The sequence below is a fragment of the Brachybacterium sp. SGAir0954 genome, from assembly GCF_005490785.1.
Taxonomy (GTDB): Bacteria; Actinomycetota; Actinomycetes; order Actinomycetales; family Dermabacteraceae; genus Brachybacterium; species Brachybacterium rhamnosum.
Window position 1 is genome coordinate 1,308,536 of record NZ_CP027295.1, and the last position, 24,117, is coordinate 1,332,652.

23 protein-coding genes are annotated in these 24,117 nt (G+C 74.4%); 6 read left to right on the top strand and 17 right to left on the bottom strand.

Going from position 1 to position 24,117, the window contains the following annotated elements:
• Positions 1-107 precede the first annotated feature (107 nt).
• The 3 genes from topA to C1N80_RS05690 all read right to left on the bottom strand — a co-directional run bounded on the left by topA (position 108) and on the right by C1N80_RS05690 (position 5,586).
• Positions 108-2,801 (bottom strand): type I DNA topoisomerase, encoded by a 2,694-nt coding sequence (gene topA, locus C1N80_RS05680; protein ID WP_137769894.1) that lies wholly within the window; start codon positions 2,799-2,801, stop codon positions 108-110.
• A gap of 83 nt (positions 2,802-2,884) precedes the next feature.
• On the bottom strand, positions 2,885-3,955 hold the full coding sequence (locus C1N80_RS05685; protein ID WP_240811246.1) for a phosphatase PAP2 family protein: 1,071 nt from the start codon (positions 3,953-3,955) through the stop codon (positions 2,885-2,887).
• Complete coding sequence (locus C1N80_RS05690; RefSeq protein WP_137769895.1) at positions 3,952-5,586, bottom strand: methyltransferase; 1,635 nt, start codon at positions 5,584-5,586, stop codon at positions 3,952-3,954. The genes C1N80_RS05685 and C1N80_RS05690 overlap by 4 nt, the downstream gene beginning before the upstream one ends.
• Positions 5,587-5,665: 79 nt before the next feature.
• Between C1N80_RS05690 and C1N80_RS05695 the strand changes: the two genes are divergently transcribed.
• On the top strand, positions 5,666-8,080 hold the full coding sequence (locus C1N80_RS05695) for a DEAD/DEAH box helicase (protein WP_137769896.1): 2,415 nt from the start codon (positions 5,666-5,668) through the stop codon (positions 8,078-8,080).
• A gap of 11 nt (positions 8,081-8,091) precedes the next feature.
• Here C1N80_RS05695 and C1N80_RS05700 read toward each other — a convergent pair whose 3' ends face one another.
• The 7 genes from C1N80_RS05700 to C1N80_RS05730 all read right to left on the bottom strand — a co-directional run bounded on the left by C1N80_RS05700 (position 8,092) and on the right by C1N80_RS05730 (position 13,816).
• Positions 8,092-8,424 carry an Rv3654c family TadE-like protein gene (locus C1N80_RS05700; protein ID WP_137769897.1) on the bottom strand — a complete coding sequence of 111 codons (333 nt, stop codon included), beginning with the start codon at positions 8,422-8,424 and terminating at the stop codon, positions 8,092-8,094.
• A complete protein-coding gene (locus C1N80_RS05705; protein WP_137769898.1) occupies positions 8,421-8,873 on the bottom strand; it encodes a TadE family type IV pilus minor pilin in 453 nt (150 codons plus the stop codon). Before C1N80_RS05705 ends, C1N80_RS05700 begins: the two co-directional genes overlap by 4 nt.
• Positions 8,873-9,073 carry a DUF4244 domain-containing protein gene (locus C1N80_RS05710; protein WP_137769899.1) on the bottom strand — a complete coding sequence of 67 codons (201 nt, stop codon included), beginning with the start codon at positions 9,071-9,073 and terminating at the stop codon, positions 8,873-8,875. The genes C1N80_RS05705 and C1N80_RS05710 overlap by 1 nt, the downstream gene beginning before the upstream one ends.
• Positions 9,074-9,201: 128 nt before the next feature.
• On the bottom strand, positions 9,202-10,293 hold the full coding sequence (locus C1N80_RS05715) for a type II secretion system F family protein (protein WP_240811247.1): 1,092 nt from the start codon (positions 10,291-10,293) through the stop codon (positions 9,202-9,204).
• Positions 10,290-11,483 carry a TadA family conjugal transfer-associated ATPase gene (locus C1N80_RS05720; RefSeq protein ID WP_137769900.1) on the bottom strand — a complete coding sequence of 398 codons (1,194 nt, stop codon included), beginning with the start codon at positions 11,481-11,483 and terminating at the stop codon, positions 10,290-10,292. The genes C1N80_RS05715 and C1N80_RS05720 overlap by 4 nt, the downstream gene beginning before the upstream one ends.
• On the bottom strand, positions 11,480-12,604 hold the full coding sequence (locus tag C1N80_RS05725) for a hypothetical protein (protein ID WP_240811248.1): 1,125 nt from the start codon (positions 12,602-12,604) through the stop codon (positions 11,480-11,482). Before C1N80_RS05725 ends, C1N80_RS05720 begins: the two co-directional genes overlap by 4 nt.
• Before the next feature lie 396 nt (positions 12,605-13,000).
• Positions 13,001-13,816, bottom strand: a complete 816-nt coding sequence (locus C1N80_RS05730; protein WP_137769901.1) for an exodeoxyribonuclease III — start codon at positions 13,814-13,816, stop codon at positions 13,001-13,003.
• A gap of 93 nt (positions 13,817-13,909) precedes the next feature.
• Here C1N80_RS05730 and C1N80_RS05735 point away from each other — a divergent pair, with 93 nt between their 5' ends.
• Both C1N80_RS05735 and pyrE read left to right on the top strand, forming a co-directional pair.
• Entirely contained in the window at positions 13,910-14,758 is an 849-nt protein-coding gene (locus C1N80_RS05735; RefSeq protein ID WP_137769902.1) for an SDR family oxidoreductase, read from the top strand.
• Positions 14,759-14,801: 43 nt separating this feature from the next.
• The gene (gene pyrE, locus C1N80_RS05740; protein WP_137769903.1) at positions 14,802-15,401 is read left to right on the top strand and encodes an orotate phosphoribosyltransferase; all 600 of its coding nucleotides are present in this window, start codon (positions 14,802-14,804) and stop codon (positions 15,399-15,401) included.
• A 133-nt stretch (positions 15,402-15,534) separates the two neighbouring features.
• On the opposite strand, the gene C1N80_RS05745 is transcribed toward pyrE, so the two are convergent.
• Positions 15,535-16,455: a neutral zinc metallopeptidase gene (locus tag C1N80_RS05745; protein WP_137769904.1), complete on the bottom strand. Its 921-nt coding sequence runs from the start codon at positions 16,453-16,455 to the stop codon at positions 15,535-15,537.
• A gap of 122 nt (positions 16,456-16,577) precedes the next feature.
• Here C1N80_RS05745 and C1N80_RS05750 point away from each other — a divergent pair, with 122 nt between their 5' ends.
• From C1N80_RS05750 to fbaA, 3 genes are all read left to right on the top strand, one after another.
• On the top strand, positions 16,578-17,246 hold the full coding sequence (locus C1N80_RS05750) for a DedA family protein (RefSeq protein WP_137769905.1): 669 nt from the start codon (positions 16,578-16,580) through the stop codon (positions 17,244-17,246).
• On the top strand, positions 17,243-17,878 hold the full coding sequence (locus C1N80_RS05755; RefSeq protein WP_137769906.1) for an RNA methyltransferase: 636 nt from the start codon (positions 17,243-17,245) through the stop codon (positions 17,876-17,878). Before C1N80_RS05750 ends, C1N80_RS05755 begins: the two co-directional genes overlap by 4 nt.
• Before the next feature lie 133 nt (positions 17,879-18,011).
• Positions 18,012-19,037 carry a class II fructose-bisphosphate aldolase gene (gene fbaA / locus C1N80_RS05760; protein WP_137769907.1) on the top strand — a complete coding sequence of 342 codons (1,026 nt, stop codon included), beginning with the start codon at positions 18,012-18,014 and terminating at the stop codon, positions 19,035-19,037.
• A gap of 80 nt (positions 19,038-19,117) precedes the next feature.
• Here fbaA and C1N80_RS05765 read toward each other — a convergent pair whose 3' ends face one another.
• The 6 genes from C1N80_RS05765 to C1N80_RS05795 all read right to left on the bottom strand — a co-directional run bounded on the left by C1N80_RS05765 (position 19,118) and on the right by C1N80_RS05795 (position 23,950).
• Entirely contained in the window at positions 19,118-19,438 is a 321-nt protein-coding gene (locus tag C1N80_RS05765) for a DUF2516 family protein (protein WP_137769908.1), read from the bottom strand.
• A gap of 43 nt (positions 19,439-19,481) precedes the next feature.
• Positions 19,482-20,789: an aromatic acid exporter family protein gene (locus tag C1N80_RS05770; RefSeq protein WP_137769909.1), complete on the bottom strand. Its 1,308-nt coding sequence runs from the start codon at positions 20,787-20,789 to the stop codon at positions 19,482-19,484.
• Positions 20,786-21,229, bottom strand: a complete 444-nt coding sequence (locus C1N80_RS05775; RefSeq protein ID WP_319641452.1) for a hypothetical protein — start codon at positions 21,227-21,229, stop codon at positions 20,786-20,788. Before C1N80_RS05775 ends, C1N80_RS05770 begins: the two co-directional genes overlap by 4 nt.
• Positions 21,230-21,260: 31 nt before the next feature.
• Complete coding sequence (locus C1N80_RS05780; protein WP_137769910.1) at positions 21,261-22,397, bottom strand: folate-binding protein YgfZ; 1,137 nt, start codon at positions 22,395-22,397, stop codon at positions 21,261-21,263.
• Positions 22,390-23,037 carry a heme-binding beta-barrel domain-containing protein gene (locus C1N80_RS05785; RefSeq protein WP_137769911.1) on the bottom strand — a complete coding sequence of 216 codons (648 nt, stop codon included), beginning with the start codon at positions 23,035-23,037 and terminating at the stop codon, positions 22,390-22,392. Before C1N80_RS05785 ends, C1N80_RS05780 begins: the two co-directional genes overlap by 8 nt.
• 163 nt (positions 23,038-23,200) lie before the next feature.
• Positions 23,201-23,950: a hypothetical protein gene (locus tag C1N80_RS05795; protein WP_137769913.1), complete on the bottom strand. Its 750-nt coding sequence runs from the start codon at positions 23,948-23,950 to the stop codon at positions 23,201-23,203.
• Between the last annotated feature and the right edge of the window lie 167 nt (positions 23,951-24,117).

Genomic DNA, 24,117 nt, shown 5'->3' on the forward strand with positions numbered 1-24,117 from the left:
GATCCCGCAGGTCGCACGGACGCACGCAGGGCGCGGAGCCTCAGCTCCGCGCCCTGCGCACCGGGGAGGCGGCGACCGACCGGTCGATCCTCACCCCACCCCCGCCGTCACTTCTTAGCGGTGGTGCTCTTCTTCCTCGTCGTGGTCGTCCGACGGGCCGGCTTCTTGGCCGGACCCTTCGCACGCTTCTCCGCGAGCTTCTCGATCGCGACCTGCTCGGTGATCTCCTCGACCTTCTCGGTCGCCCGGAGGGACACGTTCGTCGTGCCGTCGGTGATGTACGGGCCGAAGCGGCCGTCCTTGATGACGATCGGCTTCTCGCTCGTGGGATCCGTGCCGAGCTCCTTGAGCGGCGGCTTCGCGGCCGCGCGGCCGCGGGTCTTGGGCTGCGCGTACAGCGCCTTCGCCTCGTCGAGGGTGATGGTGAAGATCTGCTCCTCGGTCTCCAGGGAGCGGGAGTCGGTGCCCTTTTTGAGGTACGGGCCGTAGCGGCCGTTCTGCGCCGTGATCTCCGTACCGTCCGCGTCCGTGCCCACCACGCGCGGCAGGCTCAGCAGCGCGAGCGCCTCCTCGAGGGTGATCGAGGAGAGGTCCTGGGACTTCAGCAGCGAGCCGGTGCGGGGCTTGGGCTGCTTGGACTTCGGGACCTTCTTCTCGCCCTCCGCGGGCTCGGGCAGCACCTCGGTGACGTAGGGGCCGAAGCGGCCGTCCTTCGCGACGATCTCGTGCCCGCTCGCCGGATCGGTGCCGAGCACGCGGCCGTCGTCCTTGGCGCGCTCGAGGAGCTCCTTCGCGGCCTCGACGGTCAGCTCGTCGGGCGCGAGGTCGTCGGGGACGTTCGCGCGCTGCGGGTCCGCCCCCTCGATCAGCTCGCCGTCCTCGCCGCGCGCCGCCCGCTCGACGTAGGCGCCGTAGCGGCCCACGCGCAGGGTGATCCCCTCGCCGATCTCGATCGAGTTGATGGCGCGGGCGTCGATGTCGCCGAGGTCGTCGACCATCGGCTTCAGACCCAGCGGGCCGTCCTCGCCGGTGCCGTAGTAGAAGGAGCGCAGGTAGTCCGCGCGGGAGAGGTCGCCGCGGGCCATGCGGTCCAGCTGCTCCTCCATCTGCGCGGTGAAGTCGTAGTCGACGTAGGTCTTGAAGTGCTCCTCGAGCAGGCGCACCACGGCGAACGCGACCCAGCTGGGCACGAGCGCGGTGCCGCGGCGCAGCACGTAGCCGCGGTCCTGCACGGTCGCGACGGTCGAGGCGTAGGTCGAGGGGCGGCCGATGCCGCGCTCCTCGAGCGCCCGCACGAGCGACGCCTCCGTGTAGCGGGGCGGCGGGGTGGTCGAGTGGCCGTCGGGCGTGAGGTCGCGGGTCTCGAGCTCCTGGCCCTCGCTCATCTGCGGGAGGCGCTTGTCGCCGCCCTCGTCCTCGCCGCCGTAGCGGCTCGCGTCGCGGCCCTCCTCGTAGGCGGCGAGGAAGCCGCGGAAGGTGATGACGGTGCCGGCGGCGCGGAAGGTCGCCGTGCGGTCGTCCTTCGCGAGCGTCAGCTCGACGGTCGAGGTGGTGCCCTTCGCGTCGGCCATCTGCGAGGCGACGGTCCGCTTCCAGATCAGCTCGTAGAGGCGGAACTCGTCCCCGGAGAGCTGGCCGGCGACGTCCGCCGGGGTGCGGAAGCGGTCCCCGGCGGGGCGGATCGCCTCGTGCGCCTCCTGCGCGGACTGCGACCTGTTCTGGTAGACGCGCGGCGTGTCCGGCACGTACTGGGAGCCGTACAGCTCCGAGGCCTGGGCGCGGGAGGCCCGGATCGCCTCGGAGGACAGCGTCACCGAGTCCGTGCGCATGTAGGTGATGTAGCCGTTCTCGTAGAGCGACTGCGCCACCCGCATCGCCTGGCGCGCGCCGAGGCGCAGCTTGCGGCTGGCCTCCTGCTGCAGCGAGGAGGTCGTGAAGGGGGCGGCGGGGCGACGCGTGTACGGCTTCGACTCGAGGCTCGTGACCTGCGCCGGGGCGCCCGTGAGCGCCTCGACGAGGACCCGAGAGGAGTCCTCGGTGAGCACCACGGCGCCCTGCGAGCGGGGCTTGAGGGATCCGTCGTCGGCGAAGTCGGAGCCGGAGGCGACCCGCGAGCCGTCGACCGTCTGCACCTTGGCGGTGAAGGCGCTCTCCTCGGTCGCGAAGGTGCCGGTCACGTCCCAGTAGTCCGCGGCGACGAAGGCCATGCGCTCGCGCTCGCGCTCGACGACGAGCCGCGTCGCGACGGACTGCACGCGGCCCGCGGAGAGCGAGGGCTTGATCTTGCGCCAGAGCACGGGGGAGAGCTCGAAGCCGACGAGGCGGTCGAGGATGCGGCGCGTTTCCTGGGCGTCGACGAGGCTGCCGTCGATCTCGCGCGTGTTCGACAGCGCGCCCTGGATCGCGTCCCGCGTGATCTCGTGGAAGACCATCCGCTTCACGGGCAGGGACTTCTTGGGCTTGAGGGTCTCGAGCAGGTGCCAGGCGATCGCCTCCCCCTCGCGGTCCTCATCGGTGGCGAGGTAGAGGTCGTCGACGTCCTTGAGCGCCTTCTTGAGATCGGCGACCGTCTTCTTCTTGTCCGCGCTGACGACGTAGTAGGGGTCGAAGCCGTTCTCGACGTCGACGCCGAACTTCCCGTACGGCCCCTTCTTCATCTCCGCCGGCAGGTCGCGGGGCACCGGGATGTCCCGGATGTGCCCCACCGAGGCGAGGACGATGTAGTCGTCCCCGAGGTATCGGCCGATGGTCCTCGCCTTCGCGGGGGACTCGACGATCACCAGATGCCGTCCGCCAGTCACGGTTCGTGTTCCTTCCTCGCCGCGCTCAGGCGGCCCGTCGTCCCGGGAGCGGGATCCGTACCCACCGGGCTCCCGGCGAGTGCTCACGGTACACGTTCGCCGCGGGGGCGCTCCGGGACGTGCGGGACCCGCAGGACCAGCACGAGCGCGAGCCACAGAGCGGTCCCGCCGCAGACCAGCGCCGCCGTTCCCGTGTACCCGGCGGACTGCTGCGCCGCGTCCTGCAGGTCGAGCGGCAGTGAGAGCGAGGCGAGCGTGAGCAGGCCGACGATCGTCGCGACGAGGCCCACGAGGGCCAGCAGCGCCGACGCCGCGGAGTCGAGCACGCCGTGGCGGGGTCGGCCCGCGACGGCCGGGGCGCCCGCGCGGCGGCGGCCGCGGGCCGAGGCCCGGGCGAGACGGGAGCGGCGCAGACGGGAGTGGATGCCGTCGACGCACAGCACGAGGAACGTCCAGGTCGCGACCACGAGGATCGCGCCGACCACGTCGCTCGGGCGGTGCCAGCCGAGCACGAGCGTCCCGATGCCGGCGCCGGCCGTCCAGACCGCGCCGACCAGCGCCACGAGCCAGCGCGCGGCACCCGAGGCGAGCACGAGCGCGACCGCGGCGCTCGCCGCGAGGGCCGTGTGCCCCGAGGGGAAGGAGTTCGGCGTCACGTCGATGCCCGGGCCGAGCGCCTCCCGCACGACCACGAGGTGCTTGACCACCTGCGTGGTCACGTTCGCCCCCGCGACGAGGGCCGCGAGCGGCACGAGCAGGCCGGGCCGCCGCCGGATGAGGACCAGCACGACGGCGAGCACGAGCACGCCGATGATCACCGGCACGCTCACGCTGCCCACGGCGAGCTCCGCGAGGGCGGAGAAGCGGTCCTCCTGCGACTGCGCGCCGGAGAGGATCAGCTGGTCCAGCCGCTGCCCGCTCGCGGTGCCGACGGCGAAGCGGGCGAGCGCGACCGTCGCGACGACGCAGGCGGCCGCGACGAGCAGCGAGAGGATCGGCGCGACGACGCCGCCGCGCACGCGGATCCGCTCGGGCGGCGCGGGCGGCGCCGCGACGGGCTCGTACGTGCTGCGCGCGTCCGGCCCGTGCGGCTCGGACGCCGTGACGGGCTCGTCGGGCGTCCTGGGGTCGGTGGGCTCGGCGGGTGTCGTCACAGGCTCAGCATCCCGGTCGTGACCAGCTCGCGGATCTGCGGGAACAGCGTCTCGCGGGCCTGGTCTGGGTCGGTGTCGGTGAGGGCGCAGACGGCGGAGACGGTCTGGCCCAGGGTGAGGGTGCCGTCGAGGGCGCCGACGGTGGCGGCGAGCAGCTGGTCCGCACGGACCGCGCGGGCGAGGCCGGCCCCCTGGACGAGCTCGATGAGCGTGGGGTCCCAGGCGCCGGGGGTGAGGTGGCGCCGCTCGACGACGTCCGCCGCGCGCACGGGGCGGGAGGCGGCGAGGGCGTCGTCGTCGATCCCGGCGAGGACGTCGATCATCGTGAGCGAGGTGCTCAGGTGGGAGGAGAGGGTGCCCGAGCCGGTGCCCGTCGCCTCCTCGCTGCGCAGGATCCCCGGTCGCGGTGCGGACCCGTGCTCGGGCCGGCGCAGGAGCAGGTAGCCGAAGCCCAGGCCCTCCACGCCGCGCGCGGCGAAGTCGTCGAGCCAGGCCTCCTGCATGTCCTGCCAGCGGGGGTCGCGCTCGGTGACGCCGCCGTCGCGGCCCCAGGTCTCGGCGTACTGGGCCGGGTCCTCGGTTTCGCGGAGGATCACCCAGGCGTCCACGCCGTCGGCGAGAGCGGGGTCGAGCCAGGCGCGCGGGTGCGCGTCCGTCGCCTCGCCCGTGGGCACCTCCCAGTTGCCGAGCATGACGGCGCGACCGCCGGGGGCGAGGTGCGAGGGCAGCGCGCCCAGCAGCTCGGCGAGCAGGGTGTCCCCGGCGCGGCCGCCGTCGCGGTAGGTCCAGGAGCCCTCGGCGCCCGCGGTGCGGTCGTGCGCGAGCGCCGTGTCCCGCGGGGTGATGACGAAGGGCGGGTTGGAGACGACGAGGTCGAAGGTCTCCCCGGCGACCGGCTCGAGCAGGGAGCCGTGGCGCAGCTCGATCGGGGCGGCGCCCTCCTCCGCGTTCAGGGCCGCGTTGAAGGCGGCGACGGCGAGGGCCCGCTCGGAGAGGTCCGTCGCGACCACCCGGCGGGCGTGGCGGGCGGCGTGCAGCGCCTGGATCCCGCCGCCGCAGCCGAGGTCGAGCACGGAGCCCACCTCGTCCCGGGGCGTGATCCGGGCGAGGGTGAGGGAAGCGCCGCCCACACCGAGCACGTGCTCGCCGCGCAGGGGCCGCCCGGTCGCGAGCTCGGAGAGGTCCGAGGCGATCCACCAGGCGATCTCGCCGGCGTCGTCCTGCGCGGAGTAGGGGGAGAGGTCGATCGCGGCGCGCAGCAGAGGCTCCCCGTCGGCCGCGTCCGCCCCCGCATCTGCATGCGCCTCGCCGTCGCCGGCGGCGGGGACGAGGATCCCCAGCTCGAGGGCGCCCTCCGCGCCGAGCGAGGGGAGGGCGGCGTCGATCAGCGGGCGGGGGACCGCGGCGCCCAGGGTCAGCACCGAGAGCAGCACCGCGAGCGGATCCGTGCGGCCGCGCAGGACCCGACGGGCAGGGACGGGGTTCTCGCGCCGCAGGGCGGCCACGGCGAGCGGGCCGTAGAGGTCCTCGGTCGCGGCGATCGTGAAGGGCGCCGCGAGGAGGTCGGCGCGCAGGGCGCTGACCAGGGGTGGGATCACCCGCGGCGGGGCGTCCAGGGCGTCGGTCTGCATGGCTACGATTGTGCCCCAGCGGGCCCGACCGGGACGTCCGGACATCGGGGGATCCCGCGAAGATCCTGTGAGGAGGAGCATGCGTGCAGGGCAGGCGGACGACCTCCTCCGCGACCTCTCCCTGCCGCTGACCCGTCGCGGCTGCCTCACCCACGTCGAGCACCTCCCCGAGCGGGAGGGGAAGCGCGGAACGTTCCCGGAGTGGACGGACCCGCGGCTCGTGGAGCATCTCGCCGCACGCGGCATCACCGCGCCGTGGACCCATCAGGAGCAGGCGGCGAGGCTCGCCCACGAGGGGAAGCACGTGGTGCTGTCCACGGCGACCGCCTCCGGGAAGTCGCTGGCCTACCTGCTGCCCGTGCTGAGCGCGGTGGGGGCGCGCGAGCTCGACCACTCCGCGCCTCGGGCCACGGCCCTCTACCTCGCCCCCACCAAGGCGCTCGCCGCGGACCAGCTCACGAACATCACCGCGATGGCGGACGGCGCCGAGATCCGCGACGCCCGCGTCGCCGTGTACGACGGCGACACCCCGACCGAGCAGCGACGGTGGATCCGCCGGCACGGCTCGGTGGTGCTCACGAACCCGGACATGCTGCACTTCGGGATCCTGCCGGGCCATGAGCAGTGGGCCTCCTTCTTCCGGGCGCTGCGTTATGTCGTGATCGACGAGTGCCACAGCTACCGGGGCGTGTTCGGCAGCCACGTGTCCCTCGTGATGCGGCGGCTGCGGCGCATCGCCGCCGCCTACCGGGCCGAGCCCACCTTCGTCCTCGCCTCGGCGACGACCGCGAACCCGGAGCTCTCCGCGTCCCGGCTCGTGGGGGAGGACGTCGTCGCGGTGACCGAGGACGGATCGCCGCGGGCCGGGCTCACCGTGGGGCTGTGGGAGCCGGGCACGCGCGAGGCGGCGATCGACGGTCGCCCGCTCGAGGACGGTGCAGGACCCCCCGCTGCCCCCGATTCCCCGGGGCCCCGTCGCAGCGAGGAGCCGCTGCGGCGCTCGGCGACCTCCGAGGCCGGGGCCCTGCTCGCGGACCTCGTCGCGGCGGACGTCCAGAGCCTCGTCTTCGCGCGGTCGCGCCGGGGTGCGGAGCTCGTCGCGAGCGGTGCCCGACGGCTGCTCGAGCAGCAGGCGGAGCAGCACGGATCCGGCGCCCTCGCGGATCTCGCCGGGCGGGTGAAGGCGTACCGCGGCGGCTACCTCGCCTCCGAGCGCCGCGCCCTCGAGGACGACCTCCGCTCCGGGGAGCTGCGGGCGCTCGCCTCGACCAACGCCCTCGAGCTCGGCATCGACATCGCCGGTCTCGACGCGGTGATGATCGCCGGCTGGCCCGGCACCCGCGCCTCCCTGTGGCAGCAGATGGGCCGCGCGGGGCGGAAGCAGACCGGGCCCGGGGCGCTCGCCCTGTTCGTCGCGCGGGAGGACCCGCTGGACACCTACGTCGTCCACCATCCCGAGACGGTGTTCGGGGCGGAGGTCGAGGCGGCGGTGTTCGACCCCGCGAACCCGTATGTGATGACCCCGCACCTGTGCGCGGCCGCCTCGGAGCTCGCGATCAAGGACGGCGAGGAGGGGATCTTCGGGCCCACGGCGCGGGAGCTGCTGACGACCCTCGCCGCGCGCGGAGTGCTGCGCCGCCGCCCCACCGGCTGGTACTGGACGCTCAGCGAGTCGGCCCATGACCTCACCGACCTGCGCGGCAGCGGCGGGGAGCCGGTGCGGATCGTCGAGGCGGGCAGCGGCGCGCTGCTGGGCACGGTGGACGCCGCGAGCGCCCACACCCAGGTCCACGACGGCGCCGTCTACCTCCACCAGGGCCGCTCCTACGTGGTGGACCACCTCGACGTGGACCAGGCGGTCGCGATGGTGCACCGCGAGGACCCCCTGCACTCGACGCATCCGCAGTCCCAGTCGACGATCCGGATCCGGCAGGCGGACCGCGAGGTCGAGTGGGCCGACGGCGTGCGGCTGTGCTTCGGCACGGTCGACGTCACGGACCAGGTCACCGGCTACCAGGTGCGGGACGTGTTCACCCAGGCGGTGCTCGCCCAGCATCCCCTGGACCTGCCCGCCCGCACCCTCACCACGAAGGCCGTGTGGTGGGTCGTGCCGAAGGCCCGCACCGACGCCGCGGGCATCCCCGACGAGGAGCTCCCGGGGGCGCTGCACGCCGCGGAGCACGCGGCGATCTCGATGCTCCCGCTGCTCGCGACCTGCGACCGCTGGGACATCGGCGGGGTCTCCTCCGCGCACCACGAGGACACCGGCGAGCCGACGATCTTCGTGTACGACGGCGCGCCGGGCGGTGCGGGCTTCGCCGAGCGCGGGGCCGACGACGCCGCGGCCTGGCTGCGGTCCACGGCGGACATGATCGCCGAGTGCCCCTGCGAGAACGGGTGCCCCGCGTGCGTGGTCTCCCCGAAGTGCGGCAACGGCAACGAGCCGCTCAGCAAGCCGCGCGCCGAGGAGCTGCTGGCCCTCCTGCACCCCTGAGGCCGCCGCGCTCACGGCAGCTCCGCGGGGCCGGGGCCCGCCCGGGAGCGGGCCCCCATCGCGCCGAGCGGTGCGGCGTCGACCTCGACCCGGACCAGCACGTCCCAGCCCTGCACCTCGCAGGAGACGAGACGCGCCTCGTTGCGGGCGGCGGCCTCACCGGCGACCGTGCACGGGTCGCCGCTCGCCGCGGCGAGGGAGTCCGCCCCGGCGATGGAGGCGAGATCGGCGGCGGTCTCCGCCCGGGACTGGGCGAGCAGCCCCGCGCCCAGCAGCGTGAGGCCGGCGACCGCGGTCGTCATCGCCCCGGTCCAGGCGAGCACCCCGGCGGCGCCGGTGCTCACGGCTGTCCTCCGCCCGCAGCATCCTCGCCCGGTCCGGCCCCACCCGGCCCACCGCCTCCCGCGCCGCCCTCGAGCAGCTGCGGCTCGAGGTGGGCCTGCGCATCGGCGCGCAGCTCCCAGTGGGCGCCGCCGAGCAGCGGGGCGTCCGCGCGATAGGTGCGCCGCGCCTCGACCCGCACCCAGCTGCCGTCCCCGCCGATGCTCACCGTGGTGCCCTCGCCGCCCAGGCGCTGCGCGACCTCGGCGGCGGTGCTCGGGTCCTCCCCGCGCGCGAGCTCGCGGGCGGCGCCGCGGGCCGCGCTCTCCAGCCGCACCTGGGCCCCGATGCCGAGGCCCGCGACGAGCAGCACGGCGACCATCGCGACCACCACGGGCAGCACGATCGCCGTCTCCGCGGTGGCGGATCCCTGGTCCTCCCGCAGGCGGGAGGACCAGGGCCGCCGTGGCATCAGGACCCCTTGGACAGGGCCGAGGTGATGATGCCCATGAGCAGCTCGCGGACCTCGCCGGAGGCCAGCAGGGCCACCAGCACGGCGGCGAAGCCGCAGGCGGCGAGCACGGTGATGGCGTACTCGGCGGTCGAGGCGCCGGTCTCGTCCCGCAGGGCGCGGTCCAGTCGGGAGCGCAGGCGCTCCAGGGTGAGGGACATGGTGTCCTCCTTCTTCTCGATGACGGCGGACGCCGTCGGGGTGACGCCGGCGGGTGCCGGCGCCGGGCGTGCCCGGGAAGGGCCCGCCCACCGGGGTGTCCCGGTGGTCGTGGGGGAGCGGTGCGGGCTCACAGCGCCTCGCCGCTCAGTCCGACGGTGCCGCCGAGCAGCGACATGACGGTGGGGACGATGCCGAGCACGACGAAGGCCGGCAGCAGCGTCACCCCCGTGGGGACGACGAGCGTGACGCCGAGCCGGGCCGCGCGCTCCTCCGCCGCCCGGGCCTGGCCGCGGCGGGCATCGCGAGCGGCGGAGCGGAGCAACGGGGCGAGATCCGCGCCGGACGCCTCGGCGAGCGCGGCGGACTCGCCGAGCGGGGCGAGGGCCGGGGGCAGGGCGCGGGCGGCGAGGTCGACGGGGATCCCGGCGCGCAGGGCGGTCGCGAGACGGGAGAGGGCCTGCCGCTCGGGGGACTCGGTGAGCGCCTCCGCGACGGCGGCGCAGGACTGTGCGAGCGGCAGACCGGCACCGAGGGCGCCCGCGACGAGCTCGAGCAGCACGGAGGGGTCCACCCCGGTGCTCCGCGCCGGGTCCGCGCGCTGCAGCAGGCGGCGCATCCACCACCAGCCGGCGGCGGTGAGCAGCACCCCGAGGACCAGCAGGACGCGCCCCGCGGCGGTCGTCGCGAGCAGTCGCAGCGGGTCGCCGCCCAGCAGCATGCCGAGGCCCAGCCCGGCGAGCGGCAGCACGAGCAGGATGCGCGCCGTGGAGCGGGGGCCCGCGAAGGCCGTGCGCCGTGAGGAGGCCGCGTCGTGGAGGTCCCGCAGCGCCTCCGCGAGGGAGCGCAGCACGGCCGCCGTCGGTGCGCCGGTGCGCTCGCAGACGGCGAGCGCCGCTCCGAGCGAGGCGACCGGGGCGGAGCCGCGCAGGGCACCCGGCGCGCTGCGGCGGGGGTCCGCTCCCGCGGCGGCCGCCCGGGCGAGATCGGCGAGGTCGCCGGGCGGGAGGCTCCGCGCGACGGCCGCCCAGGCTCCGCGGAGGCTCGCGCCGGTCGCGAGCACGGTGGCGAGCCGCTCCACGAGACGGGCGAGATCGAGCGTCCCGGCGCGGGTGGGGCGCGGGGTGGCCGGTGCCGCCACCTCGCGGACGACGGAGGAGGGCGCGGGCAGCAGCCAGGCGAGAAGCGCCATCGCCGCGATCATGAGTCCGACGACGATCACGGCTCCCGCCTCCCCACGGTGCCGGCCGGAGCAGGAGCCGGAGCCGGGGCGAGGAGGGCGGCGAGGGCCTCCGCTCCCGGTCCCTCGAGGATCCGCTCGCCCGCGGTGCGCAGCGCGGTGCGGGCGACGAGCACCCCCTGGTGGTCCCTCCCGAGCACGGCGATCTCCTCGAGACGCCGCACGCCCTCCCGCCTCCCGAGGTGGACGACGACCTCGAGGGCGCTCGCGACCTGGGCGGCGAGAGCATGGCGGTCGAGCCCGCCGAGGGCGCCGAGCGCCTCGAGACGCGCGGGGACGTCGGCCGCGGTGTTCGCGTGGACGGTGCCGCAGCCGCCCTCGTGCCCGGTGTTGAGGGCCTGCAGCAGCTCCCGGATCTCACCGCCGCGGCACTCGCCGAGCACGATACGGTCCGGTCGCATCCGCAGGCTCTGGCGCACGAGGGCCGTGAGATCGACGCCCCCCGCGCCCTCGGTGTTGGCGTGCCGGGACTGCAGGTGCACCACGTGCGGGTGGGCGATCTCGAGCTCGAGGACGTCCTCGACGACGACGATCCGCTCGTCGGGCAGCGCCGCCTGCAGCAGAGCCGCGAGCAGGGACGACTTGCCGGTCCCCGTGCCGCCCGTGACGAGGAAGGGCACACGGGCGCGGACGATCGCGAGCAGCACCTCCTGCACGGCGGCGGAGAAGGCCCCGTGGGCCGCGAGCGCGTCGAGGTCCCAGCGGCGACGGCCGGGCAGGCGCAGGGAGATGATCGCGCCGCCGGGGGAGAGCGGCGGCAGGACGGCGTGGAAGCGGATGCCGGAGGGGAGGTGGGCATCGGCCCAGGGCACGGCGTCGTCCAGCCGGTGACCGCCGGCCGTCGCGAGGCGCACCGCGAGGTCACGGGCCTCGGTGGCGGTCAGGTGCACCGCCGTCCGCCGCAGCCCCTCCGCGTCGTCGCGCCAGACGGAGCCGTCCTCGTTGACGAGGAGGTCGGTGACGCCCTCCGCGGCGAGTCCCTGGAGCGGGCCGAGCCCCTCGACGTGGTCGCGCACGGTCTCGGTGAGCTCGAGCATGGTCGCCGCGCCCACGACGACGCCGGCCTCCGCGAGCACCCGGGCGATCCGGGGCACGTCCACCGGTCCGGGCGCGTGGACCAGATCCGCGCGGACCCGGCCCAGGAGGTCGGCGCTCGCGGCCGCGGCGGTCATCGCGCACCGCCGTCCCGGAGGTCCTCCAGGAGCTCCTGGCAGGCGCGGTCGGCGCCGCGGCGGCGCACGTCGAGCAGGGGGACGGCACCGCGCGGGGAATCGCGGAAGTCTGCCGCGAGGGGCAGGCCGAGGTCGGCGGCGACCTCGCCGGGAGCCAGGGGCCCGCGGCGGCGGACCACGAGCGCGGCGAGGCCGGGCGGCAGGTCCCACCGGTCCAGGCGCCGGGCGGCGGCGCGGACGGCGTGGTCGCTCGCGGGGACGAGCACCAGCAGCCGGTCCAGCTGCCGAGCGGCGGCGGGCACGAGGTCCGCGCCGAGGTCCACGACGACGGTCCCGCCCCGGGGTCGCAGCGCGGCGAGGACGCCCGCGAGTGCGGGTGCGCTCGCGCCGGCGCCGTCGGGCCCGCTCGTGAGCAGCCGGATGCCGTCCACCCGGGGCAGGGACTCGCGCAGCGCCTCACCGTCCTCGACGCGAAGGGCGGCCGCCTCCCGCCATCGCCCACCTTCCGTGGGCGGCGCCTCGACGAGCAGGTCGAGGCCCCCGCCCAGCGGATCGGCGTCCACCAGCGTCACGTCCCCCTCGGGCCCGGCGCCGCCGGAGCTCCGGGAGCGGCCGGCGGCCCCGGCGAGGCGGGCGGCGAGGCTCGAGGTGCCGGCGCCGCCGCAGCCCCCGGCGACGCCCACGACGAGCGCGGCGTCGTCGGGCCTGCTGAGGGCGGCGAGCTCGGCGAGGAGACGATCGGACCGGGCGGGGAGGGGGAGGACGGCGCGGGCCCCGGCGGCGAGCGCGGCCTCCCACACCGCGGAGGGCACGGCGGACTCGTCGACGGCGTCGACGACGACCAGCAGCGGGAGCGGACGATCGGCGCGCGGAGGCCCGGCGAGCAGCGTGGCGGGGTCGAGGACCTCGCAGGCGGCGGCCGCGGAGTCGTCCTCGAGGAGCGGGGAGCCGACGGCGGTCGCATGGTCCCGCACGAGGTCGCGGAGGTGGGGGTCCGCGCCGCGCCAGCGGGTCCGGGCGCCGCCGGTGCCGGGGCGGGGGAAGCGCGCGGCGCGGCGCGGGTCGACGACGCCGGGGCCGTGGCCGGTGCCGGCGGTGAGGAGAGCGGATTCGCTGGTCATGGCGACATCGTGGGCGGCGGAGCGCCGCGATGGGGCCCGGTGGGCGTCGCTGTGGACGGCGGCGCGATGGGGAGGAACCGTGCCGCCGCGCCTCCCCGGCGGGCCCCTCGTCCCCCGTCCACGCGAGTGCTTGCGCCCCCGGCGGGCCGGGCGTAGTGTGACGTGGACAACGACGAATATCGGCACCGGAACCCACGTGCGACTGGTCCCCGCAAGCGGACCGGCTGTGAGGCGTCGACAGCGCCACCGCAGCCAGACGGTTTTCACGCCTGATCCCGGTGCCGGAACGTCGAGGAGCGGCGGCCGCACAGCGGACCGCCGCTCCGTCCTGTCAGGCCCCGGTCACGCCCCGTGGCGCTGACACCCCGCGACCTCGATATCCCGAGGACGCCCCGCTCAGAGGTCGAGGTCGACGACCACCGGCGCGTGGTCGGAGGCCCCCTTGCCCTTGCGCTCCTCACGGTCGATGAAGGAGCCCGTCACGGCCTCCTGCGCCGCCGGCGAGGCGAGCACGAAGTCGATCCGCATGCCCTCCTTCTTGGGGAAGCGCAGCGCCTGGTAGTCCCAGTAGGTGTAGGTGCCCGGGCCCGGGTGCTCGGGACGCACCACGTCGGCATAGCCCGCGTCGACGACCGCGCGGAAGGCGGCCCGCTCGGGCTCGGTGACATGGGTCTTCCCCTCGAAGAACGCCATGTCCCAGACGTCGTCGTCCTGCGGGGCCACGTTGAAGTCGCCCACGAGCACGGTGCGGGAGCGCGGATCCGCGGCGAGCTCGCGCGCACCCTCGGCGCGCAGGGCGTCGAGCCAGCGCAGCTTGTACGGGTAGTGCGGGTGGTCGAGCTCGCGGCCGTTGGGGACGTACAGCGACCAGATCCGCAGACCGCCGCCCTCCGAGCCGGCGCCCACGGTCGCGCCGAGCGCCCGGGCCTCGACCACGCCCGTCTCGTCCTCCGGCCAGGTCGGCACGTCGGGCAGCTGCAGGGCGACGTCCGTGAGCCCCACGCGGGAGATGACGGCGACGCCGTTCCACTGGTTTAGCCCGTGCGCCGCGACCTCGTAGCCGGCGGCCTCGAGCGGGGCGAGGTCGAGCTGGGCGGGCTTCGCCTTGATCTCCTGCAGGGCGAGCACGTCCACCTGATGGCGGCCCAGGAAGGCCACCACCCGATCCATCCGGGCTCGCAGGGAGTTGATGTTCCAGGTCGCGATGCGCATGGGCCGATCCTACGGGCCCGCCCCGACCGCCCGGCAGGCCCCGATCGACCCGTCGCGTCACCCGCGGGCGCGGGACGGCTCTAGGATCAGCCCATGGCGCGCGCACTCGTCACCGGATCCACCACCGGCCTGGGCCTGGAGTTCGCCTGGCAGCTGGCCGGGACCGGGCACGACCTCGTCCTCGTGGCGCGGGACGAGAACCGGCTGCACACGGTCGCCGAGCAGATCCGCGACGTGCACCCCGTGCAGGTGGAGGTCCTGCCCGCCGATCTCTCCGACCGCCCCCGCCTCGACAAGGTCGCGATCCGCCTGACGGACCCCGTGGAGCCCGTGGACCTGCTGGTCAACAATGCCGGCTACGGTCTGCGCGGCGGCTTCCTCGAGATCCCCGTCGAGGACCACGAGCGGCAGATGGACACCCTCATGCGGGCGGTGCTCGTGCTCTCCCACGCGGCCGCCGGGTCGATGGTGCAGCGGCGCAAGGGCGCCATCATCAACGTCAGCTCCCTCGCGGGCTACACGACGGCCGGTCCCTACGCGGCCTCCAAGAGCTGGGTCACCGTGTTCACCGAGTCCCTCGCCATGGAGCTGCAGGGCACGGGCGTCACGGCGACCGCGCTGCTGCCGGGGTTCGTCCAGACCGAGTTCCACGAGCGCGCGTCGATGCGGATGGACGGCCTGCCGCGGATCACGTGGCTGAAGGCGCCGTTCGTGGTCGAGCAGGCGCTCAAGGACGCCTCGAAGGGGGCGGTGCTGTCCATCCCCTCGGTGAAGTACCGCACCGCCGGGGAGGTCTCGCGGATTGCGCCGCGCTCCATGGTCCGGGCGCTGACCTCGCCGAACTGGTACGGCCGTATGCAGCAGAAGGCCGTGCGCAAGGCCCGGCGCCGCGCCTCGAAGCGGGACCTGCACGCGCCGTGGCAGCGCGACGACGTCCCCTGATCGGGGACCGACCGCCCGGCCGGGACCGTCTACCCTGGGGCGCATGTCCGAGCCTGCCGCCCCCGCCGCCCCCGCCCCTGATCTCGCCGCCGATCGCGAGCGCCTCCGCGAGCTGATCCGCGACCTCGCCGTGGTGCGCGGCCGCGTGACCCTCTCCTCCGGTGCGGAGGCGGACCACTACGTGGACCTGCGCCGCATCACCCTGCACCACGAGGCCTCGCCGCTCGTGGGCCGCATCATGCTGGACCTGCTGCGCCGTGAGGGCCTCGTCCCCGGCGTCGAGGCCGTGGGTGGGCTGACCCTCGGCGCGGACCCGGTCGCGACCGCGATCATGCACGCCGCCGCGGCCGACGCCGAAGCCGCGCCGATCGACGCCTTCGTCGTGCGCAAGGCGCAGAAGGCCCACGGCCTCCAGCGTCGCATCGAGGGCCCCGACGTCACGGGCCGCCGCGTGGTCGCGGTCGAGGACACGTCCACCACGGGCGGCAGCGTCCTCACCGCGTGCGAGGCGCTCACCGAGGCCGGCGCGGAGATCGCCGCGGTCGCCGTGATCGTGCACCGGGCCGACGCCTCCCGCGAGGCCGTGGAGAAGGCGGGCTACCGCTACCTCTCCGCGTACGACATCTCCGAGCTCGAGATCTGAGCGCACGCACCCCCGACACGTCGGAGGGGCCGACGGGGCATCCCCGTCGGCCCCTCCGTCGTCGGTGGGCCGCTGTGCTCAGACAGTGCTCGACCGTCTGATCTCCTACCGCTCGTTCCTCGCAGTACGTCGATCAGACAGAGTCCGCGCCGAAGGTGTCGCAGGCCTCGACGGTGCCCTCCTGGTAGCCCGTCATGAACCAGTTCTGCCGCTGCTCCGAGGAGCCGTGGGTCCAGGTCTCGGGCTGCACCTGCCCGCCGGAGACGTCACCCTGGATGTGGTCGTCGCCCACGGCGGAGGCCGCGGAGAGGGCTGACTGGATGTCCTGGTCCGTGAGCGGCTGCAGCATCGTCACGCCGTTGTCGTCGGTCGTGGTCGAGGCGTGGTTCGCCCAGACGCCCGCGTAGCAGTCCGCCTGCAGCTCGAGGCGCACGCCGCCGGACTGCGGACCGGTCTCCTGATGATCGACCTTCGACATCGTCCCGGAGAGGTTCTGGATGTGGTGGCCGTACTCGTGGGCGACGACGTACATCTTCGCGAACTGGCCGCCGTCGGCCCCGAAGCGGGACTGGAGGTCGCCGAAGAAGCTGTCGTCGACGTAGATGGTCTGGTCCGCCGGGCAGTAGAACGGGCCGACGTCCGAGGTCGCGGCGCCGCAGCCCGTCTGCACCTGATCGGAGAAGATGACCGCCTGCGGCTCGCGGAACTCGATGCCGGAGTCCGGCCCGAGCTGCGCCCAGAGGGAGTCCGCGGACTCGACGACGCCCTGTACGAGGCACTTGTCGTCGGTGTTCGCGTCCTCGCCCGTGCTGCACTGCTCGAGCGCGCCGCCTTCCCCGGAGGAGGCGGCCTCGGTCTGGGTGCCCCCGCCGCCCAGCAGGTCCATCGGGTTCCCGCCCATGAGGGTGAAGACGATGACGATCACCAGCAGCAGGCAGCCGCCGCCACCGCCCAGGGCGATGCGACCGCCGCCCCCGCCGCGGGGGAGCATGCCGCCCCCGCCCCCGCTGCGTGTGTTGCCGGACTGGATCTCGGCATCAGGATTGAAGGTCATGGGGGCAGGGTAGACGGCAGGGGCCCCCGAGGGGGAGCGTTCAGGCGCTCCACCTACCATGGGGACGGATCGCGGCGCCGACCCGTCGCGCGAGCATCGACCCTCGAGGAGAGGATCTCTGCATGAACATCGTGGACTGGGCCGTCGCGACGATGGACCGCCTGGGAGGTCTCGGCGTCTTCCTGCTGATCTTCCTCGAGAACATCTTCCCGCCGATCCCCTCCGAGGTGATCCTGCCGCTCGCGGGCGTCGCCGCCGCCGGTCCGGAGCACACCTTCGTGGTCATGCTGCTGTGGTCGATCGCGGGCTCCCTCGTCGGCGCCTGGGTGCTGTACGGGCTGGGCCGGCTGCTGGGGCCCGAGCGGCTGCGCCGGATCTTCCTCGCCCTGCCGTTCGTGCACGTCGAGGACTACGAGAAGACGGTCGCCTTCATGGACCGCCACGGGCACAAGGCGATCTTCTTCGGCCGGATGGTGCCGGGCGTCCGCTCCCTCATCTCGATCCCGGCGGGCCTGTACGCCATGCCGTTCTGGGTGTTCAGCCTGCTCACGGTGTTGGGCAGCGGGATCTGGAACGGCATCTTCCTCACCTTCGGGTACATCCTCGGCAATAACTGGCACATCATCGAGCCGTACACCGACGTCTTCTCCAACGTCATCTACGCGGTCATCGTCATCGCCGTGATCGTGGTGGTCGTGCGGATCCTGCTGCGCGAGCGCCGCCGCCGCGCACTCGGCCTGCCCGACCCCGACGACGCGGTCCGCGAGCAGGAGCACGAGCAGGGCAAGTGAGCACCCCGGCCCCGCGCGAGGTGGGCCTCGGCCCACATCCGGAGCCGTGGCCGGTGGACGACCGCCTCGACCCCGAGCTGCTCGCCCACGGCGACCGGCGCAACGTCGAGGACCGCTTCCGCTACTGGCGACGGGAGGCGATCGTCGCGGAGCTCGACGAGCACCGCCACCCCCTGCACGTGGCGATCGAGAACCTCGAGCACGACGCGAACATCGGCTCGATCGTGCGCACCGCGAACGCCTTCGCCCTCGAGGCCTTCCACATCGTGGGCCGGCGCCGCTGGAACCGGCGGGGCGCGATGGTCACCGACCGCTACCAGCACGAGATCCACCATCCGGATGCGGCGCACCTCGTGGCCTGGGCGCGGGAGGCGGGGAGGCCGCTCGTCGCGATCGACCTCGTCCCCGGGGCGATGCCGATCGAGCGCACGCCGCTCCCGCGGGACGCGGTCCTGCTCGTGGGGCAGGAGGGGCCGGGCCTGAGCGCGGAGCTGCTCGCCGCGGCGGACCTCGTCGTCGGCATCACGCAGTTCGGCTCGACCCGCTCGATCAACGTCGCCGCGGCCGCCGCGATCGCGATGCACACCTGGGTGCAGCAGCACGCGGAGATCCCCGAGGGTCCGTTGCGCTGAACCCGCTCCAGGGACGGACGCGCACCGTCCGTGCCAGGGTGCCTATGGGACACTGTGAGCGATAGGACGACTGTGCGCTGCGCCCTCTGCGCCGACCGTCGTCGCCAGTCGCTTCAGCGAAGGAGAATGCCTCATGGCAGTCGCAACCCCGGACCAGTACGCCGAGATGATCGACCGCGCGAAGGCGGGGAAGTTCGCCTACCCGGCCGTCAACGTCTCCAGCTCGCAGACGGCCATCGCCGCGCTGCAGGGCTTCACCGAGGCCGGCTCCGACGGCATCATCCAGGTGTCCTTCGGCGGCGCCGAGTACCTCTCCGGCTCGACCGTGAAGGACCGTGTCGCCGGCTCCCTCGCGCTCGCCGAGTTCGTGCACGCCGTGGCCAAGAACTACCCGATCAACGTGGCCCTGCACACCGACCACTGCGCCAAGGAGGTCCTGCCCACCTGGGTGGAGCCCCTCCTCGAGTGGGACCTCGAGAACCGTGTGAACAAGGGCCTGGACCCGCTGTTCCAGTCCCACATGTGGGACGGCTCGGCCGTGCCGGTCGACGAGAACCTCGAGATCGCCGAGCGCCTGCTCGAGAAGACCGCCGCCTCGAAGAAGATCCTTGAGATCGAGGTGGGCGTCGTGGGCGGCGAGGAGGACGGCGTCTCCGCCGACGTCGACGAGTCCAAGCTCTTCTCCACCCCGGAGGACGGCCTGAAGACCGCCAAGGCCCTCGGCCTCGGCGAGAAGGGCCGCTACCTCACGGCTCTCACCTTCGGCAACGTGCACGGCGTCTACAAGCCGGGCAACGTCAAGCTGACCCCGTCGATCCTCAAGGACATCCAGGACGCGGTGGGCAAGGAGTACGGCAAGGAGAAGCCGTTCGACCTCGTCATGCACGGCGGCTCCGGCTCCACCCTGGCGGAGATCCAGGAGGCCGTGGACAACGGCGTCATCAAGATGAACATCGACACCGACACCCAGTACGCCTTCACCCGCCCCGTGGTCTCGCACATGTTCGAGAACTACGACGGCGTGCTGAAGATCGACGGCGAGGTCGGCAACAAGAAGGCCTACGACCCCCGCGCCTGGGGCAAGAAGGCCGAGGCCGGCCTGGCCGCTCGTGTCGTCGAGGCCTGCGAGAACCTCCGCTCGGCGGGCACCCACGCCTGAGCCGGGCCGTTCGCGGCAGAAGGCCCCCGGAGCGCTGCTCCGGGGGCCTTCCCCGTTCGTGCGGGGTGAGCGTCAGGCGCTCACCAGCGGTTGCCCGCGGCGCGGCCCATGACCCGGCGCAGGGCCGGCAGGACGTCCGCGAGGAAGATGCCGGCGATGATGATCCCGCCGATCATGAACAGCATCGACGAGCCGCCCGAGCCGATCGGGTAGGGCAGGGACAGGAAGCCGAGTAGCACCGCGACCCCCGTCAGCACGCCCCAGAAGACCTTCGACCGCTTGTCCGCGGCGGTGTAGGCGTCCGCCCGGAAGCGCAGGGCGTTCACGAGCGCCCAGATCTCCACGAGGAACAGGAGCAGGGCGAGCACGGCGAAGATCCAGAGCTGGGCGGAGGCGATCATCGGCCCAGGATACGGTCCCTTCCCGAGCGCGGGCTCCGAGGGATCAGCGCCGACGGGACGGGTCGGAGCGGTCCGTGATGAGCAGCTCGAGCGCCTCGGTCGTGGCGGGGGGCTCGACGGCGCGCATCTCCCGGGTCATCGGCCGCGGGCCGATGGAGTCGCCGTCGGCGGCGATGAGCAGGCTCGGCAGGAAGCGCTTGGCATCCTTCGCCTCGAGCCCCGTGGCCTGCAGCAGGTCGATCGCGAGCGCGCGCAGCTGCACCACGAGGGTGACGCCCTCGAAGTGGCCGGCGCGGCCGGGGCGCACGCCCTTGTCGTTCTTCAGCAGCACCTCGGGCGTGAGGTAGGCGGTGAACAGGCGGAGGCAGCGGCGCACCTCGGTGAAGTCGACCTCCTGGTGGCCGACGGCGGCACGCAGCGTCGAGACGGCGTCCTGCGCGGCGAGCAGGGCGTCGGCGAGCGTGGAGTGCGGGTCGCCGTCGACCGCCTCGAGGAACTCGACCTCGTGGCGGGCGATCACCCGGATGTTGCGCATGGCCCGGTCCGAGCCGACGAGCAGGTGGCGCAGCCGGCCGATCTCGTCGGCGTGCCGCAGGCCGGTGGGGGAGAAGGTGGCCATCTCGTTGGCGGCGTCGTTCGCGAGCCGCCACTCGTCGGTGTACTTCTGGGAGGTGTCGCGCACGGAGCGCAGGGCGGCCCGCGCGACGCCCGTGTCCCCGGAGCGCGCGGCGAGCGAGAGCGAGACCAGGGTGTTCTCGAGCTCCCGGTAGAAGGAGCGCGCGGCGCGGCGCTGGGCCCGACGGGGATCGCCTGAGAGCAGCAGGTGGATGACGATCGCGACGGCGGCGCCGGTGAGCGCGTCGAGCACGCGGCCGCCCGGGGACATGGTCGGCGTGATCGGCATGATCATGACCAGCAGCGACTGGATCGACATCTGGAAGCCGAGCACGACGGAGCGGTCGATGAAGCGGGCGAGCATGCCCGCGACGAAGACGACGACCGCGATCTGCCAGGTGCCCGAGCCGATCGTCGCCCGGGCGACCTCGCCGAGCACGACGCCCATCATCACGCCGCACGAGATCTCGACGACCTTGCGCATCTTCTTCTCGGTGCTGAAGCCGATGATGATGAAGGCGACGATCGAGGCGAAGAACGGGTGGGCGTGGCCCCAGATGAGGCCGCTGACGAAGTAGGCGGTGGCCGCGGCGACGGCGGCGCGGCCGATGCTCAGCGCGTCGACCCGGCTGCGGCTGAAGCCGTCGTGGAAGTGGCGCTCGACGCCGCCGCGCAGGCGCTCGCCGAGCGGCAGCGCCTGGGTGGGGGTGTCCGTGCCGGAGCGGCGGGCGGTCATGGTCGCACCGGGTCCTTCCCGCGCATGTCGAGCAGCTCGTCGAGGTCGAAGGTCTCGCCGTCGCGGGCGCCGCGGCCCACGACGAGCGGGGCGGGGGAGGGGTCCGGGGTGACGCCGCGGAGGCGGCTCAGCAGCGATCCGTCCACCCGCATGACGTAGAAGCGGCCCTCGGTGTCCACGGCGATCGAGCGGTCGTGCTTGAGGTACCAGCCGTGCAGGGAGGTGCGCACGCTGCCGGAGCCGGTGTACGGCTGGGCGCGCAGCGGGAGCGGGGCGATGCCCGCCTCCTGCCAGCGGCCGATCGCGGCGCGGAGCTTCGCGGTGGCACGCTCGTGCTCCTCCTGGCGGGTACGGCGCAGGGCGTCCTCCTGGGCGGCGAGCACCTCGCGCCGGTGCGCGCTCCACGCCTGCTGCCCGCCGTCACCGTCCATGGCTGCCATCATCCCTGCCTCACCGGGCCCGCGGGCCGGATCAGAGCTTCGCGGTCGCGGGGCGCTGCCCGTGCTCGCGGGAGACGACGATCGGCTCCTGGGTCGCGTCCAGCCAGAGCGTGGTGGCGTCCTCGCCGGTGCCCGCGAGGGTCACGGCGAGGTGCAGCGGCGCGTCGAGCGGGACGGCGCGGCGCACGACCGCGAGGGCGATCGGGCCGAGGTCCGCGTGCAGGGCGGCGGAGGTCACGGTGCCCACGACCTTGCCGTCGGTCCCGCCCAGGCGCACCTCGCCGCCGGGGGTGACGGGCACGTCCTGCGAGCCGTCCACGTGCAGCATGACCAGGCGCCGCGGCGGCTGGCCGAGGTTCATGACCTTCGCGACGGTCTCCTGGCCGCGGTAGCAGCCCTTGGCGGTGTGCACCGCGGTGCGCAGCAGGTCCAGCTCGTGGGGGATCGAGCGCTCGTCGACCTCGCGGGCCTGGCGGGCGCGGTGGTCGGCGATCCGCAGGGCCTCCCAGGAGGACATGCCGGCCAGGTGCTCCGCCTGCCAGGGCAGCGCCTCGAGGGCGGCCGCGTCGAGCACGGTGAGCATCGCGCCGGAGGGGTCCTCCGGGTCCGGGCCGTAGGCGACGCCGCCGGGCGCGACATGGGGCCAGCGGTCGTCCCACACGGCGACGGGCTCCGGCAGCTCGAGCCCGGAGCCGGCGAGGACCTCGCCGGCGGGGCCGAGCGCGCCGAGCACGCGGAGGTCGTCGCGGTCGATGATCTCGACGCGGGCGGCGAAGCGCATCATCTCGAGATAGCGGCGCAGCCCGGCGCGGGCGCCGGCGTCGGTCACGAGGAGCACGGACTCCTCGCCCGTGACGACGGCGGAGGCGAGATGCTCGACGCGCCCCTGCGGGGACAGCACCGCGAGGCTCGCGCCGGTGCCGACGGGCACGCCGGTCAGCACCTGGGAGGAGATGGTGGTGAGCCAGCTGCGGGCGTCGGCTCCGCTCAGCTCGAGCACCTCGAGCTGGCCGAGGTCCACGACCGCGCGACGGTGCAGGAGCCGGCGCTGCTCGCGCAGCGGGGCGCCGTAGTGCTCGGGGACCGCGGCGTCCGGCCCCTCGCCGAGCACGGCGGAGGTCGAGAGCAGGGGGCGCACGGTGCGGTCGGGCACGGCGGGGTCAGGCACGGTCGAGCTCCAGGGAGAGGTACGGGGCGAGCTCGTCGCTCGCGCCGGCGCTCTCGTCGCGGCGCTCCCACAGCCACATGAGGCGGCCGCCCACGTACCCGAGCATGCGGGTCGCGGCGAGTCGCGGGTGGGAGACGCCCACGGCGGGGGCGGGCCCGTCGTCCCCCGCGAGGGCGAGCTGGATGCGCGGACCGCGCACCTCGCCGGCCCAGGGGCGGGCGTCGTCGCCGCTGTCGAGCTCCGCGGTGAGGGCGTAGGAGAGGGTCGCCTCGGGGGAGCCGGGCTTCGCGGTGCGGGCCCGCTCGAGGTCCTGGCCGGGGAGCGGCTCGCCGACGGTCCAGACGCCGCTCTCGCGCAGCAGCAGCGAGCGCTGTCCGCTGCCGGAGGGAGCGGGCGCGGCCGGCTCCTCCTTCGCGAAGGCGCTCGTGGGCGGGAGCGGGGCGGGGGCGTCGATCACGTGGATCACCGAGGTCCACGCGAGGGTGCCGTCCTCACGGGGCTCGCATCGCAGCTGCTGCTCCACACGCTGGTCCGCGGCGTCCTCGCCGTGGTGGACCGCGCCGGAGCCCTGCCACGAGCCCACGAGCCACGCGAGCGGGTAGAGCGACGGGGGGAGGGACGGGTCGAGCGTGATCGGCACGACGGCCTCAGCGGCGGTCGAAGAGGCGGGTGAGCACGAGGACCGTGAAGGCGAGCGTGCCGAGCCCCACGAGCACCACGAGCACCAGGAAGAACAGGGAGAGGAAGGACATGCCCCGCAGTGTATCGACTCCGCGGCCGCTCAGGGGTTCAGGGGCGGGTGCTCAGGTGAGCATCGCCGCGGCGAGGTGGGCGATGACGCCCGCGGTCGCGACGGGCCCCGCGGCGACTCCGAGGGCGGCGACCGGCTCCCGGGCCACGAGGGAGGAGCCCAGGAGCAGGTGGGTGCAGCTCGCGGCGACCGCGACCAGCGCGCCGAGACCGACGGCCGGGAGCGCGGCCATGGCACCGAGCTGCACGGCGAGCAGGGCGGTGATCCCCGTGCCCGCGAGGACGGCGAGGAGCGTGCGCGAAAGCACGGGCAGCGAGGTCGCGTCCAGGAGCAGGGTCGCGGCGAGGCCGGTGGCGATCGCGGTGACCAGGAGCGAGCCGCCGCCAGCCGTCGAGATCTCCTGGGCGATCGGCCAGCACGAGGCGACGGCGGCGAGGAGCACGCCCGCGACGGTGCCGGTGAGCGAGCTCGTGAGGTCGTGGCGGTCGCTGCGCAGCATCTGGTGGCCGAAGGAGGCGAAGACGCCCACCGCGGTCACGACGAGCAGGGAGGTCACGGGGGTGAGCCTCTCGGGCGCGAGCACCGTGAGCGCGGCGCCTGCGATCCCGGACCCCGCGACGACGATCCGGGTGCCGCGCGGCGAGGGCAGCTCGAGCAGGTCCGGCCAGGCCGCGCCGAGCAGCAGCGCGAGGCCCCCCGCGACGACCGCCATGAGGACGGGGGAGAGGGGGCCGGTGAGGGCGACCAGGGCGATGAGGAGCGCCAGGGCGGCACCGAGGGGTGCGCGCTCGGGTGCGGTCATGCGGGGCTCCTCAGCCTTCTCGGTGGCCTTCTCGGTCGTGCCCGGGACGTCGTCGGGACGCGCTCGGGGCGGGGTCGCGGTCGGCCTCCGGCGGGGCGGCGGTCGGGCGCTACAGTGGGCAGTCTACGAGCGCCCGCTCCCCGGGGCGGCATCGTGCGCATCGGAAG